General features: G+C 37.5%; 21 protein-coding genes and 1 pseudogene. 21 read left to right on the top strand and 1 reads right to left on the bottom strand.

All coding sequences use genetic code 11. The features are described 5' to 3' along the window. Window positions 1–665: 665 nt before the first annotated feature. The 16 genes and pseudogenes from BVH02_RS10975 to BVH02_RS11035 form a co-directional block, all read left to right on the top strand. Window positions 666–1,787: pseudogene (locus tag BVH02_RS10975) on the top strand (aldehyde dehydrogenase family protein); the annotation flags it as partial. Between the two features lie 232 nt (window positions 1,788–2,019). Then, window positions 2,020–2,592, top strand: a complete 573-nt coding sequence (locus tag BVH02_RS10980) for a hypothetical protein (RefSeq protein WP_086501487.1) — start codon at window positions 2,020–2,022, stop codon at window positions 2,590–2,592. 403 nt (window positions 2,593–2,995) lie between these two features. Beyond that, window positions 2,996–3,136, top strand: coding sequence for a hypothetical protein (locus BVH02_RS21400; RefSeq protein WP_158093883.1), 141 nt, complete (start codon window positions 2,996–2,998; stop codon window positions 3,134–3,136). Next, window positions 3,133–3,471 (top strand): hypothetical protein, encoded by a 339-nt coding sequence (locus BVH02_RS21950; RefSeq protein WP_317045425.1) that lies wholly within the window; start codon window positions 3,133–3,135, stop codon window positions 3,469–3,471. Before BVH02_RS21400 ends, BVH02_RS21950 begins: the two co-directional genes overlap by 4 nt. A 34-nt stretch (window positions 3,472–3,505) precedes the next feature. Continuing rightward, entirely contained in the window at window positions 3,506–4,141 is a 636-nt protein-coding gene (locus tag BVH02_RS21955) for an NADP-dependent oxidoreductase (RefSeq protein WP_317045426.1), read from the top strand. A gap of 365 nt (window positions 4,142–4,506) precedes the next feature. Further along, window positions 4,507–5,667, top strand: a complete 1,161-nt coding sequence (locus tag BVH02_RS10990) for a baeRF3 domain-containing protein (RefSeq protein WP_086501488.1) — start codon at window positions 4,507–4,509, stop codon at window positions 5,665–5,667. 30 nt (window positions 5,668–5,697) lie between these two features. Next, window positions 5,698–6,012 carry an HPF/RaiA family ribosome-associated protein gene (locus tag BVH02_RS10995; protein WP_086501489.1) on the top strand — a complete coding sequence of 105 codons (315 nt, stop codon included), beginning with the start codon at window positions 5,698–5,700 and terminating at the stop codon, window positions 6,010–6,012. Window positions 6,013–6,269: 257 nt separating this feature from the next. Then, window positions 6,270–7,037 carry a PRC-barrel domain-containing protein gene (locus BVH02_RS11000; protein ID WP_086501490.1) on the top strand — a complete coding sequence of 256 codons (768 nt, stop codon included), beginning with the start codon at window positions 6,270–6,272 and terminating at the stop codon, window positions 7,035–7,037. A gap of 193 nt (window positions 7,038–7,230) precedes the next feature. Continuing rightward, a complete protein-coding gene (locus BVH02_RS11005; protein WP_086501491.1) occupies window positions 7,231–8,730 on the top strand; it encodes a trypsin-like peptidase domain-containing protein in 1,500 nt (499 codons plus the stop codon). Window positions 8,731–9,253: 523 nt separating this feature from the next. Continuing rightward, entirely contained in the window at window positions 9,254–9,784 is a 531-nt protein-coding gene (locus tag BVH02_RS11010) for a fasciclin domain-containing protein (RefSeq protein WP_086501492.1), read from the top strand. A gap of 328 nt (window positions 9,785–10,112) precedes the next feature. After that, complete coding sequence (locus tag BVH02_RS21245; RefSeq protein WP_111357135.1) at window positions 10,113–10,259, top strand: lmo0937 family membrane protein; 147 nt, start codon at window positions 10,113–10,115, stop codon at window positions 10,257–10,259. A gap of 151 nt (window positions 10,260–10,410) precedes the next feature. After that, window positions 10,411–11,013, top strand: coding sequence for a hypothetical protein (locus BVH02_RS11015; protein ID WP_086501493.1), 603 nt, complete (start codon window positions 10,411–10,413; stop codon window positions 11,011–11,013). A 42-nt stretch (window positions 11,014–11,055) separates the two neighbouring features. Continuing rightward, the gene (locus BVH02_RS11020) at window positions 11,056–11,580 is read left to right on the top strand and encodes a PRC-barrel domain-containing protein (protein ID WP_205635728.1); all 525 of its coding nucleotides are present in this window, start codon (window positions 11,056–11,058) and stop codon (window positions 11,578–11,580) included. Window positions 11,581–11,874: 294 nt separating this feature from the next. Next, window positions 11,875–12,807: a mechanosensitive ion channel family protein gene (locus BVH02_RS11025; protein ID WP_086501495.1), complete on the top strand. Its 933-nt coding sequence runs from the start codon at window positions 11,875–11,877 to the stop codon at window positions 12,805–12,807. A 133-nt stretch (window positions 12,808–12,940) separates the two neighbouring features. Further along, on the top strand, window positions 12,941–13,237 hold the full coding sequence (locus BVH02_RS11030; RefSeq protein WP_086501496.1) for a hypothetical protein: 297 nt from the start codon (window positions 12,941–12,943) through the stop codon (window positions 13,235–13,237). A gap of 162 nt (window positions 13,238–13,399) precedes the next feature. Beyond that, window positions 13,400–14,119: a hypothetical protein gene (locus tag BVH02_RS11035; protein WP_086501497.1), complete on the top strand. Its 720-nt coding sequence runs from the start codon at window positions 13,400–13,402 to the stop codon at window positions 14,117–14,119. Window positions 14,120–14,247: 128 nt separating this feature from the next. Here the strand turns inward: BVH02_RS11035 and BVH02_RS11040 are convergent, their stop codons facing one another. Then, window positions 14,248–14,760, bottom strand: coding sequence for a hypothetical protein (locus BVH02_RS11040; RefSeq protein WP_086501498.1), 513 nt, complete (start codon window positions 14,758–14,760; stop codon window positions 14,248–14,250). Between the two features lie 415 nt (window positions 14,761–15,175). Between BVH02_RS11040 and BVH02_RS11045 the strand changes: the two genes are divergently transcribed. From BVH02_RS11045 to BVH02_RS11065, 5 genes are all read left to right on the top strand, one after another. Further along, entirely contained in the window at window positions 15,176–15,790 is a 615-nt protein-coding gene (locus BVH02_RS11045; protein ID WP_086501499.1) for a DUF4230 domain-containing protein, read from the top strand. Between the two features lie 227 nt (window positions 15,791–16,017). After that, a complete protein-coding gene (locus tag BVH02_RS11050; protein ID WP_086501500.1) occupies window positions 16,018–16,998 on the top strand; it encodes a glycosyltransferase family 2 protein in 981 nt (326 codons plus the stop codon). Window positions 16,999–17,010: 12 nt separating this feature from the next. Continuing rightward, window positions 17,011–18,831 (top strand): ABC transporter ATP-binding protein, encoded by a 1,821-nt coding sequence (locus tag BVH02_RS11055; protein WP_086501501.1) that lies wholly within the window; start codon window positions 17,011–17,013, stop codon window positions 18,829–18,831. Continuing rightward, a complete protein-coding gene (locus BVH02_RS11060; RefSeq protein WP_086501502.1) occupies window positions 18,828–19,772 on the top strand; it encodes a glycosyltransferase family 2 protein in 945 nt (314 codons plus the stop codon). Before BVH02_RS11055 ends, BVH02_RS11060 begins: the two co-directional genes overlap by 4 nt. A 3-nt stretch (window positions 19,773–19,775) precedes the next feature. Continuing rightward, entirely contained in the window at window positions 19,776–20,702 is a 927-nt protein-coding gene (locus BVH02_RS11065) for a glycosyltransferase family 2 protein (RefSeq protein ID WP_086501503.1), read from the top strand. The last annotated feature ends 20 nt before the right edge of the window (window positions 20,703–20,722 follow it).

Genomic DNA, 20,722 nt, shown 5'->3' on the forward strand with positions numbered 1-20,722 from the left:
TGTAATGTAACTAATGTGGTTTTTACAGATTAAATGAAATCCCTTTCCCAGCCTACCGGCCAAGCAGTCATCCTCCCGCATAGACATACATTTCCAAAAGAAGGCTTTTAGCGGGAGGGAATTCTGTGGTGATCTTATTACCATGGGTCCTGATAGCTACCGCGGACACTCATGGCTATTGAAAGGTTGGATCTCTTCGTGGTCATTCGGAATATTAATAATCGTCGTTTTTTTAATGATTGTCGAGGTTTAATCTCGAACCTGTATCATGACAAATTTAATTATGGAGCATAAAAAAATACGCCTATTCCATTTACCCTCGCATTACCACATGTGCGATTTATGTAATTATTACTAATCCATGTGTAACACTTTTAATTGGCAATTTCCTCACCTTCAAAAGGTAGCTTAAAGGCATTCAAGAAACTTTAGTAATATTATTTTGAAAGTTGTATTTGAATCTTGCTTTTAGCAACAACGGAAGTAGTAGAGGAATATCCTCTTCTAGATTACAATTTAAAGAGATTACAAGATGTCCATTCAAAACAGTTAATCCAAACACCAATAAGACTCTAGAGTCATTCGAAGAAATGACTGAGAAAACAGTAGATGCTAAAATGGCAAAGGCCCACCAGGCTTTTAGTATTTAGAAAGAAACCAGCTATCAACAACGGGCTGATATTCTTCATAAAGTAGCTACGCTTATGCGTATCAAGAATTCTGAATTGGCTAAAACTATCACCTTAGAAATGGGTAAAGTCATTGCTCAGGCTGAGGGAGAAATCGATTTGAGTGCAGATATACTTGATTATTATGCCAATCATGGAGAGGAGTTTCTTGCCGATAAAGTACTTAACCCGGAATATGGAACAGCCATGGCTCGCAACAGTCCTATTGGTGTATTGTTAGGCGTGATGCCATGGAATTTCCCTTTTTATCAAGTAGCTCGGTTTGCAGCTCCCAATATTATGGCGGGTAATACGATTTTGCTTAAGCAAGCTTCCGTAGTGCCACAATGTGCTGCTGCTATCGAAGAACTCTTTGAAGAGTCAAACGCTCCTGAAGGAATATATACTAACCTATTCATCTCCGGAAAACGTGCATCAGCATTGGTTTCTGATAAAAGAATAAAAGGTGTTTCCTTAACGGGAAGTGAGGAAGCCGGTGCAAGTGTAGTCGTTGAAGCTGGAAAACATTTGAAGATGGTTGTGCTGGAGCTAGATGGTAACGATGTGTTCATTATAAAGGAAGATGCCGATATGGATAAAACAGTAGAATGGGCGGTCGTTGGCAGAATGAATAACAACTGTCAATGCTGTGTAGCCTCCAAGCGGTTTATTGCTGTGGAAGCAATAGCCGGTGAGTTTATCCAAAAGTTTAAGGACAAGTTATCAAAAATGAAAGTTGGCGATCCCATGGATCCCGAAACAGAACTCGGCCCAATGAGTAGTGAAGAAACTGCAGTTCATTTAGCTGATCAGGTGAAACGGTCTGTGGATGTAGGAGCCAAAGTGCTCCTGGGAGGCAAACGTGCAAATCGTGAAGGTGCCTTCATGTAACCTACCATACTCCCCGATTTGAAGTCCGGCATTGCTGTATATCACGAAGAATTATTTGGCCCGATTGCATGCTTCTATTTGGTGAAAGACGAACAAGCAGCTATTGATCTGGCTAATGATTCTGATTTTGGTTTGGGCGGATCAGTGTTTACTCAGGAAATCGAACGTGGTAAAAGAGTCGTGGATCAGATTGATACGGGTATAGTCTTTATCACCTCCCCTACCTAGACACAAGCCGATCTTCCTTTTGGAGGAACCAAGCAGTCTGGCTTTGGACGTGAACTCTCAGAGTTGGGAATTCAGGGGTTTGTTAATAAGAAATTGATTCGTGTAAGTGGGCTGAATGATCCGTTTTAATTGTATATTACAAGTACTGCCATCATCCGATAGCTATCGGATGCGGATAATCATACTATAAAATAGCGTCAACAAAATTCTATTAAATCTAAATCAAAGTAAAATGAAAACTATAGTAAAAACATTACTCGTTTTTAGTCTGATTGGCTCATTAATGAGTTGTAAATCCACCTTTAATGCTTACGAAACGATGGAAAATCTGGAAAACAGAAATGCCCTTTATCAAGAGATCATTTCAAACCAGAGCCATTTCAGCGAATTTATCGATTTGGCACAACAGAATGAAGGTGCACAAAAGATAATGATGCAGAACCATATGCAAATGATGGAATCTGGAAAGATGAAAACAATGATGGAGAAAAACCCTGAAATGAAACAGAAGATGGATTCGCATATGCAGAAAATGATGGAAAATCCTGAAATGAAAGAAAAAATGCAGACGATGGTACTCGATAAAATGTTGGGAAGTTCCGAAGGAAGAAAGATGCTGATGCACAAAATGCATGAAAACAAAGAGATGCAAGGGGAAATGAAAGAAAAAATGAAAGAAAACCCTGCGATGATGGAAGAGATGATGGAAAAAATGATGGAGAATCCTGAAATGAAAGCAAAGATGATGGAGAAGATGAAAGAGAAAGATAAGGGTATGAAGATGAAGAAAATGGATCACAATTAAACTGATAACATCAATAATAATTTCATTATATAAAATATCAATAGCTATAATATACGATGGTGATTATGGCTATATGGGACTGCACTTTGGCTTTTCGGCTTTCATATTTGTACTGGTACTTGTGTTAGGGACATTCTTTTTCAGGTCGCGTAAAAGAAGTCTTTATCAACCACCCTACTTGGACACAAGCCGATCTTCCATTTGGAGTAACCAAGCAGTCAGTCTTTGGACGTGAACTCTCTGAGTTGGGAATTCAGGAGTATTTGAATAAGAAACTGATTCGGGTAAGTGAACTGGATGATCTGTTTTAACACGCAGCTCTGTAACGATAGTGGAGATCACTACTGGTACTCATTAAGGCCTAGAACCAAAAGGAAATTTTAACGCTATAAAAAAATTAAACATGAAAAAAATAACAGCAATCATCTTAATTATTCTGGCTCTCGTAATGTTCTACCTTTCTTATAAAATTGGAGGCTTACCGCCTGCCATTACAGGTCTGGGTTTTATTGCAATTGCTGTTGTTTTCTTAAATGAGAAATGAAAATTATGAACAAAACAATCCTATTAAATAAAAGGCCAGATGGCAAACCAACACTTAATGATTTTAAAATTATTAGTGAAGAAGCGCCAATTCCCAAAGATGGTGAGGTACTATTAAAAACAGTGTATGTTTCTGTCGATCCTTATTTGCGCGGCAGAATGAATGATGCTAAATCTTATGTTCCACCATTTGAATTGAATAAACCCATACAATCGGGCATCATTGCCGAGGTGATGGAAAGTAAACAAGCCAATTTCAAAAAAGGTGACTTTGTCTCAGGCATTTTGGATTGGAAGGAATATCAAACTTCCAATGGGAAGGGTTTAGTTAGCTAAAGTCGATAAAACGGAAGCTAAATTATCCAACTATTTGGGGATTTTAGGAATGACCGGGCTTACCGCATATTTAGGTTTGACTGAAATCGGACTACCAAAGAAAGGTGAAACACTTGTGGTTTCCGGGGCCGCTGGTGCCGTTGGATCAGTGGTAGGTCAGGTTGGGAAATTGCTAGGCTGCAAAGTGGTTGGCATCACGGGCAGTGATGAAAAAGTAACACTGCTTAAATCAAAGTTCAAATTCGATGAAGCCATCAATTATAAAACAACGCCTAATTTAAGAGATGCGGTCAAAAGTACCTGCCCTAAAGGGGTAGATATTTACTTTGACAATGTTGGTGGGGAGATTTCAGATGCTGTTTTAGCAAACATCAATCAGTATGCAAGACTGCCAGTTTGTGGTGCCATCTCGCTTTACAACAAAACGGAGGTTCCCGTTGGCCCTAGATTGCAGCCCATCATTCTAACTAAAAGTGCTACCATGCGCGGGTTCATCGTTAGCGATTTTTCAGAAAAATTTTTGACAGCTATAAAACAATTAAGCACTTGGCTCAACGAAGACAAACTGACGTTTAGTGAAACGATAGTAGAGGGATTCGATAATATTCCACAGGCATTTATTGATTTATTCGATGGAAAAAATGAAGGAAAAATGATCGTCTGTATTTAACAAAAACAAAAAAACTATGAACGTATTAATGGTCATAACCTCCCACAGCGATTTGGGAAATACCGGAGAATTCGTCTCTTGACACGGTAAAGCTTGAAATGCTAATAGAAAGCTGTAGATGAAGGTGCCACAAGGTGCTCTTGGGAGGCAAACCTACAAATCGTGAAGGTGCCTATATGGAACCTACCATACTCACTGATCTGAAGCCCGGCATTTCTGTCTATCTCCGTGTTAGTGATCTGAATCATCCGTTTTAACACGGATTAATTAATAAAACTTTGTAAGGAGCCTAAAGTGCACTAACAGTAAACAAATGCATGATAGAGTCTCATTTTAAAAAACAACTCACAATAAATACTAATAAGATGTCAATACAATCAGTCACACAAGAAGTACTTAATAAACTGCTGTCTGCTACAGAAGCACCATGCATCTCCCTTTACATGCCCACCCATCGGACGCATCCTGAAAATAAGCAGGATTTGATTCGATACAAAAATTTACTCAAGCAAGTCAGGGAGTCGGTAACTGAAAAATATCCTACTGCCGACAATGATAAGTTATTAGCACCTTTTGAAGCACTTGCCATGGATCAGGAATATTGGAATCATGCTGGCGATGGCCTTGCGGTGTTGGGTTCTTCCGAACATTTCGAAGTGATTCGCTTGCAGCTTCCTGTTGAAGCTCTGGTGATGGTAGCCGACAGCTTCCACACCAAACCGCTGCGTAATATTCTGCAGTCAAAAGATCGTTATCATGTGCTGGCGCTAACCCTGGATGACATCCATCTTTATGAAGGCAATAGGTATTCACTCCATGAAATCGATCTTCCCGATGATTTTCCAAAAACAATAGAAGCAGCACTGGGCAAGGAATTAACGGAGAAACATTCTACCGTAGCCTCTTATGGTGGCGTAAGTGGCAATAGCACAAATATGCATCACGGACAAGGCGGTAAAAAAGAGGAAATAGACAATGATGCGGAACGGTTTTTCCGTGTGGTATCCAATGATGTTTATGAGCGTTACTCAAACCCTGAAGGGATACCCTTGATCCTCGCCACCTTGCCCGAACATCATTCTCTTTATAAGGAGGTAGATAAAAATCCATTTTTGCTGCCGAAAGGAATTGACATCAATCCCCAGGCTGTTTCAATAGAAAAGCTGACGGAACTATCGTGGGAAGTGATGCAACCGGTATATCTAAAACAACTGGAGACACTATCAGAAAAATACAATCAGGTAAAGTCCAAAGGCTTAGGTAGCGATAGCATGGATGAGGTGCTGGAAGCCGCGGAATCCGGCAGAGTAGAAACGATTCTTTTGGAATCACATCGGGTCATTGCCGACAGGTTAAGAAATAAAGAAACAGGCACGTATGAAATGGCTGATTCAACGCAACCAGTATTAGACGATCAACTGGATGACTTAGGTGAATTGGTCCAGAAAATGGGCGGTACGGTCGTGATCATACCCAAAGAGCAAATGCCCTCGCAAACAGGAATTGCAGCCATATTCCGTTACTAATTCATAGTCATCATTACTAAAATAAAAAACATGATTATTCAATTTAACACAGACAAAAACATCAACGGAACCGAAGAGTTTACGGCTTCCTATATCGCCCAAATAGAAGGTGAACTAAGCAAGTATAGTAATCAGATTACACGTATCGAGGTACATCTTAGCGATGAAGATGGTAACAATAATGGATTAAACGCCATGCGATGTATGATTGAAGCCCGAGTCGAGGGTCGCCAACCCATTGCAGTTACCGATCAGGCAGACACCCTTGATGAGGCCGTTTCGGGCGCAATTGATAAGTTGACTACCTCACTAAACACCATAATGGGACGGTTGAGTAATCATTAAGTGAAAGATAAAGGAGGTGGAACAAGCTCACAAAAATGAATACATCTAGAACTAAAACTAACCAATATGATGCATGATAGCACTTGGAATTGGGGAATGGGTGAATTCAGGAGTTTGTGAATAAAAAGCTCCTTCGCCTATGTGGTTTGAATGATTCGTTTTTAATACCTCTATATACTCACAATACCATAAGTAATTCTAAAAAAACGGATTTCGAATTTATTATTGATATAAACAGCATATAAAAAATACATATTATGAGACAACGACTTGAAAATCTAATTGGTTTTACCATAGGTGCTACAGATGGAGAGGTAGGAAAAGTAAAAGAATTTTATTTTGACGATAAGACCTGGACGATACGGTATTTAGTGGTAGAGACAGGAAACTGGCTATTCGGCAGAAAGATATTGTTGGCGCCAGAAGCATTGCTTACGCCTAATTGGGACGAGCAGATTTTTCCTGTAAATCTCACAATGGAACAAATTAAAAGCAGCCCTGAAATTGATACAGATATGCCGGTGTCACGACAGCAAGAAATGGAACTACATGGTTATTATTCATGGAATACCTATTGGGGTGGCGGTTTAATGGGAGGCGGCATGGGTACTACAGGAATGATGATTCAATCGACCTTGCCACTCAGACAAGCTATTCATAATGAGGCAAATTCGGATGGCAAAGAAAATCATGAAGACCCACACTTAAGAAGCACAGATAAGGTGAAGGGTTATACTATTCAAGCTACAGACGGTGAGATTGGGGAGGTGGAAGATTTCATAATCGATAATCAAACCTGGGCAATTGATTTTATGGAAGTTGATACCGGGAATTGGTTTCCGGGAAAAAAGGTCTTGATATCTCCAAATTGGATCAGGGAAATAAACTGGAAAACTTCTTCAGTGATTGTAAATGCCACTAAAGAGCAAGTGAAAAACAGCCCAGAATATTTTCCAGACCATGAGATAAGCGATTCTTATGTATCCAATCTTGAGGACTATTATAAAGAATCTGTAACACATTGATAATCTTCTGAAGAACATTTATTTACCCTATTCTTCATGTTCAAAACTAATCCAACATGAGCTTCTTGTAAATCAATGGTCAAGCCACTCATTGTGATGTATTCATTACACCGTGCTGAATAAAGTAAGGTTTTTCAATTTCAGTTTCAAGCTAAATCACGCTATAACGGATTAACATTCAAATTATAAACACATGAAAAATAACTTTTTATTGATCATTGCAACAATGTTTATTGGTATGCAAAGTTGCTTGGCTGGCTATTCTGTTGAAAACAGTCGCGCTGAAAAATTTGCAAAGGATACAATTCCTCAATCCTTGTCGAACGATAGTATTCATTACAATAAATCACAAAATGCATTTGGAGATTTTGTCACGGCATCGAGGGCAATTACGCCATCAGTAGTGCATATTAAAACGATTTACGAAGGGTCAGAAACGTCCGGAAATTCCGGACAGCAATTTAATGGGATACCTGGCAAAAGCAGTTTTGCAATGGGCTCAGGTTCTGGGATAATAATTGAAGCAGATGGTTATATCGCTACAAATAATCATGTTGTAGAAAATGCTGTTGAGATTGAAGTTATACTTCCCGATAAAAGAATATTCACCGCTACATTAGTTGGCCTTGATCCAAATACAGATCTGGCATTATTAAAAGTAAATGCTACGGGGCTTCCAGCAGTAAAATTTGGAAATTCTGATATTGTAGAAATAGGCGAATGGGTATTGGCAGTTGGTTACCCTTTCTCGCTCAATACAACGGTTACGGCTGGAATTGTGAGCGCAAAAGCAAGAAGCATCGGAATTATTAACCGACCGGGTAATAATAGTGACGGTAATTCTCCAAACATGAACACGGCAGTTGAATCCTTTATTCAAACTGACGCAGCTATTAATCCTGGAAATAGCGGTGGGGCACTGGTGAATTTAAATGGTGAATTAATCGGAATTAACAGTGCTATTGCTTCGCAGACCGGTAGCTACTCAGGCTATGGCTTTGCAATTCCTGTTAATCTTGCTAAAAAAATTCTAGACGATTTAAAAAAGTATGGCACAGTAAAACGAGGTATACTAGGTGTGTCATTTCCCGCTCCTATTGCAGAAGATCAATTTTTTAAGCAAGAGGGACTTGATCCGGCAAAAGTAAAAGGAGTTTATATAACGAGTGTGCTAAGAGAAAGTGCAGCAGAAGCATCGGGATTGCAGGAAGGTGATATAATTCAAAGTATTGATGGGATACAAATGACTTCATCAACGGAATTTTCCGAAAGAATCGCAAGGCATAAACCAGGCGATGTTATTAAACTGGATTATTTACGAAAAGGTACTACATATACTACTTCCGTTACCTTAAAAGGAGATGAATCGGTAAAAACTGCAACTAACTTAAATGAATCTCTTGAAACTATACACAATAAACTAGGAGCTGATTTTACATCGCTAACGAGAGATCAGAAACAACAATTAAATCTGAATTCAGGTGTCATCGTAACGGATGTTCGAAGAGGAGGTTTTTTTGAACAGATCGGAATTCCCAAGAACACGATAATCGTCTTCATCAATGGAAAGCCGGTTGATAACTCTAAAGAGATTGATACAGCTTTGCTTTCAGCACAAAATGGAATCATTCAAATACTCGCTATTGCACCTGATGGCTCCAGGGTGGTATTCAATTTTTCGCTTGGGACTTAAAGTAAATACTTTACATTGTATTGAAATTATTTAATACAATGATAAGTATCTAAACATAATTGAATGAAGGAAAATGAAATCAATAATAATTGATAATCAGTAGCTTGTCAGGCATTGTTAATGTTTACAAGGTGGAGGCGAGAAAAATAAAAAAAAGGGCGATGGTGGAGAATAATAAAAAGCGGCTTTAGAAAGAATTAACAAATGGCTAATGTGTGAATTATGTAACTTAATAGTGGGATTATGTAACACAATATATCGTGTTAAGACTTAACTTACTATATCAAATTTAAACGGTCATAATACTATCAAAAAACTAATTATAATATATGGATATACGGAATGATTACAGTACCCTTATTTCCTTTGCTTTACCAGACGGGTGATAGGTGTACGATGACCGGTGTGACGCAAACTCAGGTTTAAACTCAAATTATAAGTGCTTAATGCCTTTACTGGCAAAGTAGCGTACACTCATAAAATAGAAATACAAAAATAAATAATTAATACTAAAATCAATATTATGAAAACTAATTTCTTTAAAATCACCACTTTCGTGACAGCATTTATGTTCAGTTCAAGTGTTTTTGCCCAGGTAGATGGACCTATCCTTAACGGAGTAGACAACACCAGCGAGTATAAAACAATCGAGTTAATAAATATGGACAGAGATCTCTCGACCTTTGCAAACTTGTTGACGCTTTCTGGGCTCAATCTCTCTTTGGCGCTTACCACAGAACCCCATACACTGTTAGTTCCTACCAATAATGCCTTTACCAAAATGTCCATAAAACGTTTTGCGGAATTGACAAATCCAAATAACAGGGCAGGACTGATCAAATTTATGAATGAACATTTTTTATCAAAAAAATATAATAGTTCTGAGTTTAAGAATGCTGATGTCATCAGTACTGGAAATAACACCGAGATTGAAATTTACCAGGATTCTTATTATTTGTCTTTTGGAGGATCAAAAGTCATTCAAGCAGATATCAAATCTAAAAACGGAATGATTTTTATAGTAGATGGCATTATAGAACCTACCCGTTACTAGGAGCAATTCAAGCCCTCCATCGTTCCACAATATGCGGCTGCCATTTTAGAACTTTTTAAAGAAGCAGAAGTGCCTGAAGGATTGGCCAATTAAGTAGTGAAGCAACAGCCGTTCATTTAGTTGATCAGGCTAAGCGTTATTTTGATGCAGGTGTAAGAAGTCCTATTGAGCTGAAAACGTGCAGATTGTGAAGGAGCTTTTTTGGAACCTACAATACTCACCGGACTGAAACCTGGTATTGCTGGTTATCATGAGGAATTCCTATCTCAAATTTAAAAGGTCACAATAATATCAAAAAACTAATTATAATAACTTAAAAAAAACAATCATGGGAAATTTACTTTACATCGTAGCGGTAATTTTAATTATTGGCTGGGTAATCGGTTTTTTTGCTTTTCAAGTCGGTTGGTTTATACATTTATTGCTTGTTATTGCAGTTATCGCAATAGTTGTTAAACTCATTCAAGGCAAATGAATACTATAATTAATGTCGATTACCTGAAAGGAAACCTTTCAGGTAATCGACAAATTCTATAATTAATATAATTCCTTTGTAGTCTATCTGACGATAGCTGAAAATAGAATGTTATCTAATAAATATTTTAACACTTAAAAACAAAATTATTATGGCAGAAATTAAGATTGAACAGAAAAAACAGATTTGGCCATGGTTGTTAGTCGGCCTTATCATCGCTGCATTGCTTGTATATTTTCTGGTATTTCGTGATAACGGCGAAAATACTGAGGCAGTAACTGAAGCAGATTACATCACCAATACGAACGAATATGACCTTTTAGGGGTAAATGAAAATAACAGCACCGTTGCGGCTTATGTAAATTTTTTAGAAAACAATAAGGCAAATATGGGTCTGGACCATGCATATACAAATGAAGCATTATTAAAACTAATTGCAGCTACTAATGCTATGGCCAATGAGGTTGATTATGACGTTCAGGCAGACATAGAAAAGGTAAACGAATATGCAAAAATGATTGCAAGTGATCCTTTCGAAACAACACATGCGGATAATATTAGAAAGGCAGATGATATCTTAACTAATATATTACAAAACCTCCAAAAGGCAATGTATCCAGGTTTGGCAGACGAAGTTGAAGAATTAAAGAGTGCATCAGAATCAATAAAAATGGGAGTACTTACGCTTGAACAAAAAGATGCAGTTAAGAATTACTTTGCAAAAGCTGCGGACCTTCTTCAAAAAATGAATTAGTTAACCATGCCTGCGGCATGCAGGCTTTAAAAAATTAAAATAATGACACATACAAATAAAAATCTTTATAATCTGGATGAATTATCAGGTTATAAAGTGGCCGAGAATTATAGCGATGTAAGGGGTTGGGATGTGAAAGATGCAAATAACCGTATCATTGGAAAAGTAGATCATTTGCTGGTAAATAAAACTGCCGAACGAGTAGTTTATCTAGATGTTGAAGTCGATGAAACGTTGATAGAAGAGGGGCACGACGCATATCAAAACCAAGTTAGCGAAGGTGTGCATGAGTTTTTAAACAAGGAAGGAGAAAATCACCTGATTATTCCTATAGGAATGACAATTATTGATGAGAAGAACAAACTTGTAAATACTCAACAAATTGATAGTTCCACTTTTTCCAAAGCAAATCGGTTCAAAAAGGGAGATGTTATAGATTTTGAATACGAATTAAATTTACTTCGCCATTACAGGGGAGATAACACGATTCACGGTTCGAATAGTGTTGATGGATTTTATGATCGTGAAGAGTTTAACAATTCTTTTCATCACAGAGATTTGGAGTAAAATGTTATGTAATTAATCACCTAATAATGTTTTGGCAGATACCGGAGTAGTAATTGTGACAGGAAGCAGCTGAATGATAGGCTCGGCCTTAATTCATAAAATAGCTGCCAACTAAATAAAAGTAATATGATTATCCGCAATGATGCCACTAGCCATAGTTTCTTAGCTTTATAGGACGGAAGACCGGTGACCGAAGTGGCCTAAATACTAATTTTAACCACCTCCTATATTGCTTTTATTTTTTTACTGGCAGAAAAGCGGGATATACATAAAAAGTAAATTTAAAATAGGACAATGCAACAGGACATACAAACGCAAATAGAGGCACCTATAGAAACGGTAATCCAAAAATTAGAAAGTTGGTATGATGCCTTAATAAATTTGATTCCCAACATGGCAGTGACCCTGCTCCTATTAATAATCTTTCTTGTTCTTGCCAGACTAGGAAGCAAACTATCTATAAAACTTTTCTACAAAGCATCAAAAAACGAAGCATTTGGGCATTTATTTTCCACTGTTGTTTATGCGGCAATCTTAGGGCTTGGTTTTTTTATTATGCTTGGAGTACTCGGGCTAAATAAAGCATTAACCTCCTTAATCGCAGGAATTGGTGTGCTTGGTTTAGTATTGGGTTTTGCTTTTCAGGATATAGCGGCAGATTTTATTTCGGGTATTATTCTGGCCTTCAGGAAACCTTTTAAGGTTGGGGACATTATAGGAATAAAGGATATTATGGGCGTAGTAAGTAAAATTGACTTACGGGTTACGATTATTGAGACTTTCCAGGGCCAAGAAGTTTACATTCCAAATAAAGACATCTTACAGAGTGCTATCTACAATTATTCTATTTTGAAAAAAAGGCGTATTGATATAGCCGTTGGAGTTTCTTATGCAGAAGATCTTGATAAAGTTGAAGATGTTGTATTGAGCACAATAAAAAACTTGGAAGGAGTGATAGACCATGATAAGATTGTTTTTGATTATTCTGACTTTGACTCCAGTTCAATCAATTTTAATATTCGATTTTGGATAGAATATCCTGGAGAACCCAGCTACTTCACGATGAAAAACAAAGCTATCAAAGCGATTAAAAGTGCATTTGATAAACAGGATATTACTATTCCTTTTCCAATCAGGACACTGGACTTTGGAATTAAAGGCGGTCAAAAACTCTCCCAAATGGAATTGGACATAAATGGAGTAAGTAAGGAAAAGAGTACCGAATAGAAAATTACGGTGAACTTTAAGAGAATTTAGCTTTTGATGAATCGAACAACCATCGGCGAAAACAAACTATAATCTAATAGCAGTTAAATCAGCTTTCATAAACTCTTATGCAGTTAATAACAAGATTGACTTTTTGGAGCTTTTCCAAGATGAGTTAAGAAAGAGTTCATTAGTGTATCAGCTAGATGCAGACTTATACCTTAATAGTTTTCTAGAAACTGGAATTATAGCCAAAAGCCATCCTGGCGCAACTGCTCACCTCAACCGTGTCAAAAGTGATTGTTTATATTCTCTCGCATATGATGGGAATATTCTACCTGCCGAGAAAGTGGCTATGGACACTAATAAAGATTTGAAAAACGCACCAATTACGAAAAATGGAACAAAAGATTATATCTATGCTGCCAAGGAATTTGCTAGAGAGTTATAAGGCCTTGAGAATTGAATAAATTATACCTATCATAAATAGCAATTATGGCTGTTTAATTTACAGATCGGAACATAACCCAAAGATCTGGCACATCTTTTTACTCAAATCCCATAACATTGGTCAATTGAAAGGTTTCTGATAAGATATTCTACATTACCCAAAATGAAAGATTTACCAGTTTCGCAGATTAGTACTTTTACCTTAATGAGGTTCAATGGGCTTAGTAATACCTTTTGGATTTTCGGTCAAATGGGAAAAGCTCAGAAAAAACTTGAGGAAGTTCCTGGTCTGTTATTTTTCAAACTATTAGGTAGTGGTGGCGGAAATGGATTTTCCAAGTCGCTGAATGTGAATGTGTATGCACTTCACTGCGTGTGGGAATCAGAGCAAAATGCGACTGACTTCTTCGAACTATCAGACACGTTTTCTGAGTTTAAAATTAAGTCAGCGGAAATTTTTTACATTTTCCTGAAGGCAGTAAAAGCACATGGACTTTGGGATGGAACTAACCCTTACGAGCTACAAAATTTAAGTCCAAACGGCCCAGTTGTCGTGATTACCAGAGCTAGAATAAAATTGAAATTTCTCCTAAAATTCTGGCGACACGTACCCTCTTTGGGGAGAAAAGTATCTCAGGCAGAAGGATCAATTTTCTCTATCGGCATAGGAGAATATCCTTGGTTTATGCAGGCCACCTTCAGCATTTGGGATTCTTATGAAGCTATGCGAGCTTATGCTTATGGATCTCCATTGCATATGGAAGTCATTAAAAATACAAGAGAATTAGGTTGGTACTCCGAAGAACTTTTTGCCAATTTCATTCCGTACAAGACTGTAGGTAAATGGAATGAGCTAGATTTTCATTTGGACCAAAAGGTGTGATCCGCTCACACTTAAATCAATATTACACCTTTATAAACAGGTTTTAAACCAATTGATCTATCATTCAGTGAGTAATGGAGGGAGATTTTATAGGCTAATCAGATTAATTAGAATAAAAGTATTATCGATTAAGACGTACTGTATTTTCCCATATGACCTCTTTTGGATTCTAAATTTTTGCGAACTGTTAATGCTGCTTCCTTCAGATATTCAATATGCTCATTATGACCAAACAAAGCATAATCATCATTTAATTCCTTTAAAGCTAAGTTGCTAATGATTGGGGATGTGTCCATTACTCGCGTCTCAAGCGCGTTTTTTCTTTCGTATCTGCTATTCTTAATTTGCTGAGCCTTCACGCTATATTCTTCTACGCTATCCCCATTGTCGATGTATAACTCCTCATCGTGTGGCATACTATTATTGCGTAGCGTGACAAAAGGCAGCTTGCCCTTTTCAAACAAAATCTCTATCGCAAGTGGATCTTTTGAATAGACTATCCAAAATTCTTTACCAATAAACTCGTTTTGTGACAAAGAAAAACCGAATTCTGAAACTAGAAAATTAAATTCCTTTTCAACCTGGTCGACATGTGTTTTAAATTCTAAACTCTGCGTAACAGGATTACTTTTGATTGCCATATATGAGATTATTAGCTATGCTTACCTTAATTAACTAATGTGATTGCAAAATTAATTGCTTTCAGTGGTAGCTGAATATAATGTTAAAACGAAAACTATTACATTTCACATCCCTAGTTGAGGTGCGGAAGTTCCGAATTTATCCTCATTATTTCGCCTAAAATCCGAAATCAAAAGCCTATTCTTTATCCTACAGGAACAACATTGTGAAGTTTCTGTTTCTCTTAGCAGATAAAAATATCATACAGAATTGTTTTTTATAGCTGTTTTTGCATTAATAAAACTTGAGAGATTTTCAATCCAATGCCCTAATGTTTAAAACAAAAATTAATAACTAATATTCTTGCTTTCAAATCTCTACCCTACCATTTTCCGTAGTTACCTTTAATCTTTATTGCCATCTCACCTCCTTCTCATGAATAGATTTGTCTTCGGATTTCTTGCTGCTCTCTTAATTATAGGTGGCTTTTGGTACTTTTCTGATAGAAAAGATAGCCGAGATGAACTGAACGCTAACTCAGCGATGATTCAGCAGCAGATCCAGCAAGTAGGAAAACTTATCGTGACTGAAGGATATTATTCTCAGGTTTATACCTTCAAAAATTCTCAAAAGCTATTTCTTAGTCTTGTCAGTGCTAATAAGAAAGCTTTGATTATTGCTAAAGCAAAAGCCACCGTAGAATATGATCTTCGACAACTAGAGACGAAAGTTGACCCGGAGTCTAAGACAGTTACAATTACAAAAATTCCAGATCCTGTGATCAATATTTACCCTGAATTTGAATACTACGATGTAACTCAGGACTTTTTAAATCCCTTTGAAGCAAAGGATTACAACAAGATAAAAACAAGCATCACTGCTCAATTTCGAGAGAAAATCGAGGCCTCCGAACTTAAAAATGATGCCCAAGAGCGCTTAATGAGCGAACTTTTAAATATCTATGTATTGACCAAGTCTCTAGGTTGGACATTGGTCTATAATGAAGTCATAATTGAAAATGAGGAGCAGATGGAGAATTTAAAAAGGTAGAAAGATATATTATCCATCTAATTTTCATTTCAAAAGTGTGATATGATTTTCACGCTAGAGAGAAATGAACTGATGAGTTTCAAAACAATTTTTCATATGTTACCTTAGCAATTCTAAACGAATAGGTTACGCCCAAATAACCCTATACCTAATTATTTTTTTTCGTTGATCCATGTAGCGTTTCTCCATGAGACTTCGTTTTAAAAAAAGCTAAACCACTATTACCGTTGAAAAACACCATATCTGTGATCCTACCCAATTACAACGGGAAGGAATTGCTCCAGACATACATTCCCTTCACTTTGAAGGCTTTAAAGCACTCAAAAATTGACTATGAATTCATCGTAATTGATGACTGTTCTACTGACGATTCTGTCGAATTTTTACAGCAGAATTACCCTAATATAAAAATATTAGCAAATGGTGAAAATCGCGGCTTCTCATTTTCCTGTAATTCAGGAATTCAGGCTGCTACAATGGATTTGATCTTTTTACTCAACTCTGATATCAAGTTAACATCAGACTATTTCGAAGTACTACTGCCCTACTTTGACAATCCAGACACATTTGGTGTAATGGGTAAAATTCTAACATCCGACGGAAAAGATATAGAAGTGGCTGCACGCTATCCTATATTCAATGGATCTAAACTGAAGTCAAACCAACTTTTTTACATCAAATCCAGTAAGGAAGTACCTACAATATTTCTCTCTGGAGCCAACTCCCTTATAGATCGACATAAACTCCAGCAATTGGACGGATTTGATGAAATCTATTCTCCATTTTATTCCGAGGATGTGGATTTGGGAATTCGAGCATGGAAAATGGGCTGGTTCTGCCACTACGAACATGAAGCGACTTGCTTTCACCTAGGTTCACACACAACCAAAACCTATTTCGAGAAGAGTAAGGTTAAAGAGATTTACTTCAGAAATCGCATGATTTTTCACGCCATTCATTTGGATGGTAAGGATCTTAAGATGTGGCGAAATCGGTTAGTATTACTGGAAGTATTGCCTAAAATGCTTCTCGGCCAATTTTGGATTTGGAAAGCTTATGTAGGATTTCTTGCTCAGCATAAACAAATTCAAGAATCTCGTGAAAATCTTAGGTTGAAAATGATGAGTAGGCATGGTAAAGTATCACTGCAGCAGATTATTCTAAGAATTCAAAACCTCCTCGTCACAAAACAGGTCGTCACGCTATAATTCGCATAACCTATGAACACATATTTGAGGCTACTTTCTTTTGCCAAACCCATTGGAAAGTATGCCGTCCCCTATTTAATTTTCACAATTTTCTCGGTGATTTTCAACACAATGAACTTGGCATTATTAGCGCCATTGCTTACCACCCTGTTTGGGGACCAAAAAGCAAGTGCTGTAGCCGAGCCTAGTTCCTGGACGGATATTATTGGCTATTTCAACTATTACACAACTGAAATTCAACAAAACTATGGCGCATTCGAAGCATTAAAGTGGGTGTGCATTGTGATAGTTCTTTCTGTATTCTTAGGAAATCTATTCCGGTATCTCTCCCAGCGAGTGATGGAAAACCTGAGAATACATACCTTATTGAACCTTCGGAAAACTGTGTTTAATAACGTCATGGATCTTCATGTCGGCTATTTTAATGAGCAGAGAAAAGGTAATATCATTGCCAAAATTGCTTCCGACGTGCAAGTAGTCCAGTATTCTGTGACCAGTACGCTTCAGGTGCTTTTCAAAGAACCGCTTCAACTAATCGCATACATCGCCATTCTTTTTGCAATCTCTTATAAACTTACCTTGTTCGCGGTTTTGGTGATTCCGATCTCTGCTTTTGTGATTTCGAACATCGTTAAAAAATTGAAAGCTCAAGCCACGGAAGCGCAAGAGCGGTTTGGACTAATGGTAAGTTACCTTGACGAGGCACTTTCTGGCATCAAAATTATCAAAGCATTCAATGCTACCGATAGAATCAAAGAGAAATTTCATCAGGAAAATGTTCAGTATTCTGACTTAGGAAGAAAGATGGCTTACCGGCAGCAGCTAGGATCGCCAGTTTCTGAGCTCCTTGGAGTATTTATGGTTGCTGTGATCGTGATGTATGGAGGTTCACTAGTGATCAGTAATCAATCAGAACTATCCGCAGCTGCATTTATCACCTATATCGCGATCTTCTCCCAAGTGATGCGCCCTGCAAAAGCCATTACTGAATCCTTCAGTACTATCAATGCAGGTTTAGCAGCTGGAGAACGCGTATTGGAGCTAATAGATGAAAAACCACAAGTGGTTGACCAAAAAGAGCCTTTCATTTTGAAACAGCTCAATAAGGGTATTGCCTTCAAAGATGTGTCTTTTTCCTACAACCATACACCGGTCCTCCAACATATCAACTTGGTAATTCCAAGAGGTTTTACCGTAGCATTAGTCGGACCATCTGGTGGTGGGAAATCTACCTTAATGGATTTGATTCCACGTTTTATAGATCCTCAACAAGGTTGTATAAGCTTCGATGGCATGGATAGTAAATCAATAAGTAGCGAATCTCTTCGTGCTCAAATTGGCATAGTCAATCAAGAATCTATTCTTTTCAATGATAGCATTGCCAGCAACATCGCATTTGGCAAGCCTGATGCTAGCCCGCAAGAAATCGAGTCTGCTGCCAAAATCGCAAATGCTCACGAGTTTATTGTGAACACAAAACATGGATACAATTCCAATATTGGAGACCGTGGCACTAAGCTCTCTGGTGGTCAAAAGCAAAGAATTTGTATCGCTCGAGCTGTGCTGAAAAACCCTCCTATTCTCCTACTGGACGAGGCTACGTCTGCACTTGATACTGAATCTGAATATCTGGTTCAAGATGCACTTAACAAACTAATGGAGAACAGGACCACACTAGTTATCGCTCACAGACTGAGTACTATCCAAAAAGCAGATTTAATTCTAGTCTTGGACAAAGGCAGAATTATTGAGCAAGGCACGCACCACGAGCTTCTTTTCCAGGAAGGACTATACAGTAAACTCATTGACAAACAACAATTTTCCACAGCATGATTACAGTCACACATCCACTGATTTCCATCGCTATGTGCACCTATAACGGTGGAAAATACTTGCGTAAACAACTTGATTCACTCCTCAATCAGAGCTATCCTAATCTAGAAATCAGTATTTACGATGACTGCTCCACCGACAATACAATGGAGATTTTGGAGGAATATTCAACCGAGTACTCGCAGATCAGAATTCATAGGAATAAGCAAAACCTTGGTTATCAACGAAATTTCGAAGCAAATTTAAAAAGTTGTCGAGGCGAATTTATCGCACCGTGTGATCAGGATGATATTTGGGAATTAGACAAAATAGAAAAGCTATTCAAGCTCTCCGAGGATAATATTTTGGTCTATCACGATTCAGAACTGGTAGATGAAAATGATGCACCTATAGGATATAGAATGACCACCAAACTGAACTTCGTCAGCGGCAAAAAACCGGAAGCTTTTCTCTTTTTCAACTGCGTATCTGGGCATGCAATGTTGTTCAGAAAATCACTTTTAGAGCACATTTTTCCATTCCCAACAAAGGGTTTTTATGATCATTGGATCGTGTATGTTGCATCCCATTTTGGCAGAATAGACTATCTCAATGAATGTCTGGTAAAATATAGGCAACACACAAAAAATCTGACAGATATAAGAGGTGTAAAAAGAAACGAAACTAAGCTTCAGACGACTATTTCTAGAATAGAACGGGAAAATGATTGGCTAAATGTATGTGCAGAATATGAAGCAAAAGAGAAGCGTTCTAGCTATGCCACTTGGCTGCTAAGCAAAGGACAAAACAGAGCTTCAAATTTTTTCAATTTTGGGTTTGGATACGAAATCTGGAAGAATAGAAACGCACTTCTACACATTCCAAAACAAGACGAAAAAAAGAAATTTAGCTTTGCACTTCGGCAAGTTTGGGGACTGAAAACTAAAACTATTTTCAAATAACCCATGAAAGTATCGATCATCATACCATCCTATAATTACGGGGAATTTCTAGCTGAAACTCTGGACAATCTTCTTGACCAAAAATATTTTAATTGGGAAGCTTTGATCATAGATGATGGATCTACTGATAATACAAAGGAGCTTGTCGAAAAGTATTTGAAAAAAGACAGTCGATTCAGGTATTTTTTCCAGCCTAATGCAGGACTTTCTAATGCAAGAAATACTGGATTACTTCATGCAAGAGGTGAATTTTTACAGTTTCTTGATGCCGATGATTTACTGAGTAAGGATAAGATCGACCTGCAGGTAAAGTATATGGAGGATAATCCTACAGTTGATTTAGTCTATTCGGACTGTTGGTATTTTCAAAGTGAAAACCCTAGTATTCTTTTTCCTGACCTGGAAATGCAAGGGGTAGAATGGATGCCCAAAGTTGATGGTAAGGGCTTTACTATTCTGAACAACCTTATCAAAAGGAACTTCACAGTAGTATCCAGCCCTCTATTGAGGCGAACTTCTTCCAATCAACACATCAAATTTTCTGAGAATGTGTCTAATTCAGAGGATTGGTATTACTGGCTGGAGCTGGCAATGGCGAACACACATTTTGCTTATTTGCCCGATCAAAAAGCTTCAACTCTTATTCGCGTTCATAAGAAAAGTATGAGCCAAAACGCTCAAAAAATGTACTACGGAGAGCTAAAACTTAGAAAATGGCTTGAACAAAAAATAAAATCTCTCCCTATTGACTATAATTTAATAAACAAGTTGTCTGCTCTGAATGAGCACTTGACTGATATACTGATAAAGCATGTAATACTTACTGGTCCTCTTTGGGATCTTAAGCATTTATACAAAATGACTCAATTCAGCTCTTTTTATGAAGTCTTCCAACTTCATAAAATTGCCAGAAATCACCAGCACAAATAGCCAAACATTTTAGTTTAATA

The organism is Algoriphagus ratkowskyi, from assembly GCF_002150505.1.
GTDB lineage: Bacteria > Bacteroidota > Bacteroidia > Cytophagales > Cyclobacteriaceae > Algoriphagus > Algoriphagus ratkowskyi.

Coding starts and splice junctions, on each gene's coding strand:
- BVH02_RS11040 (WP_086501498.1), bottom strand. CDS start 14,760: ATGGCAATCAAAAGTAATCCTGTTACGCAGAGTTTAGAATTTAAAACA.
- BVH02_RS21950 (WP_317045425.1), top strand. CDS start 3,133: ATGAAAATTATGAACAAAACAATCCTATTAAATAAAAGGCCAGATGGC.
- BVH02_RS21400 (WP_158093883.1), top strand. CDS start 2,996: ATGAAAAAAATAACAGCAATCATCTTAATTATTCTGGCTCTCGTAATG.
- BVH02_RS11025 (WP_086501495.1), top strand. CDS start 11,875: ATGCAACAGGACATACAAACGCAAATAGAGGCACCTATAGAAACGGTA.
- BVH02_RS11000 (WP_086501490.1), top strand. CDS start 6,270: ATGAGACAACGACTTGAAAATCTAATTGGTTTTACCATAGGTGCTACA.
- BVH02_RS10995 (WP_086501489.1), top strand. CDS start 5,698: ATGATTATTCAATTTAACACAGACAAAAACATCAACGGAACCGAAGAG.
- BVH02_RS11045 (WP_086501499.1), top strand. CDS start 15,176: ATGAATAGATTTGTCTTCGGATTTCTTGCTGCTCTCTTAATTATAGGT.
- BVH02_RS11060 (WP_086501502.1), top strand. CDS start 18,828: ATGATTACAGTCACACATCCACTGATTTCCATCGCTATGTGCACCTAT.
- BVH02_RS11055 (WP_086501501.1), top strand. CDS start 17,011: ATGAACACATATTTGAGGCTACTTTCTTTTGCCAAACCCATTGGAAAG.
- BVH02_RS11020 (WP_205635728.1), top strand. CDS start 11,056: ATGACACATACAAATAAAAATCTTTATAATCTGGATGAATTATCAGGT.
- BVH02_RS21245 (WP_111357135.1), top strand. CDS start 10,113: ATGGGAAATTTACTTTACATCGTAGCGGTAATTTTAATTATTGGCTGG.
- BVH02_RS11015 (WP_086501493.1), top strand. CDS start 10,411: ATGGCAGAAATTAAGATTGAACAGAAAAAACAGATTTGGCCATGGTTG.
- BVH02_RS11065 (WP_086501503.1), top strand. CDS start 19,776: ATGAAAGTATCGATCATCATACCATCCTATAATTACGGGGAATTTCTA.
- BVH02_RS11010 (WP_086501492.1), top strand. CDS start 9,254: ATGAAAACTAATTTCTTTAAAATCACCACTTTCGTGACAGCATTTATG.
- BVH02_RS10990 (WP_086501488.1), top strand. CDS start 4,507: ATGTCAATACAATCAGTCACACAAGAAGTACTTAATAAACTGCTGTCT.
- BVH02_RS11005 (WP_086501491.1), top strand. CDS start 7,231: ATGAAAAATAACTTTTTATTGATCATTGCAACAATGTTTATTGGTATG.
- BVH02_RS10980 (WP_086501487.1), top strand. CDS start 2,020: ATGAAAACTATAGTAAAAACATTACTCGTTTTTAGTCTGATTGGCTCA.
- BVH02_RS11035 (WP_086501497.1), top strand. CDS start 13,400: ATGAAAGATTTACCAGTTTCGCAGATTAGTACTTTTACCTTAATGAGG.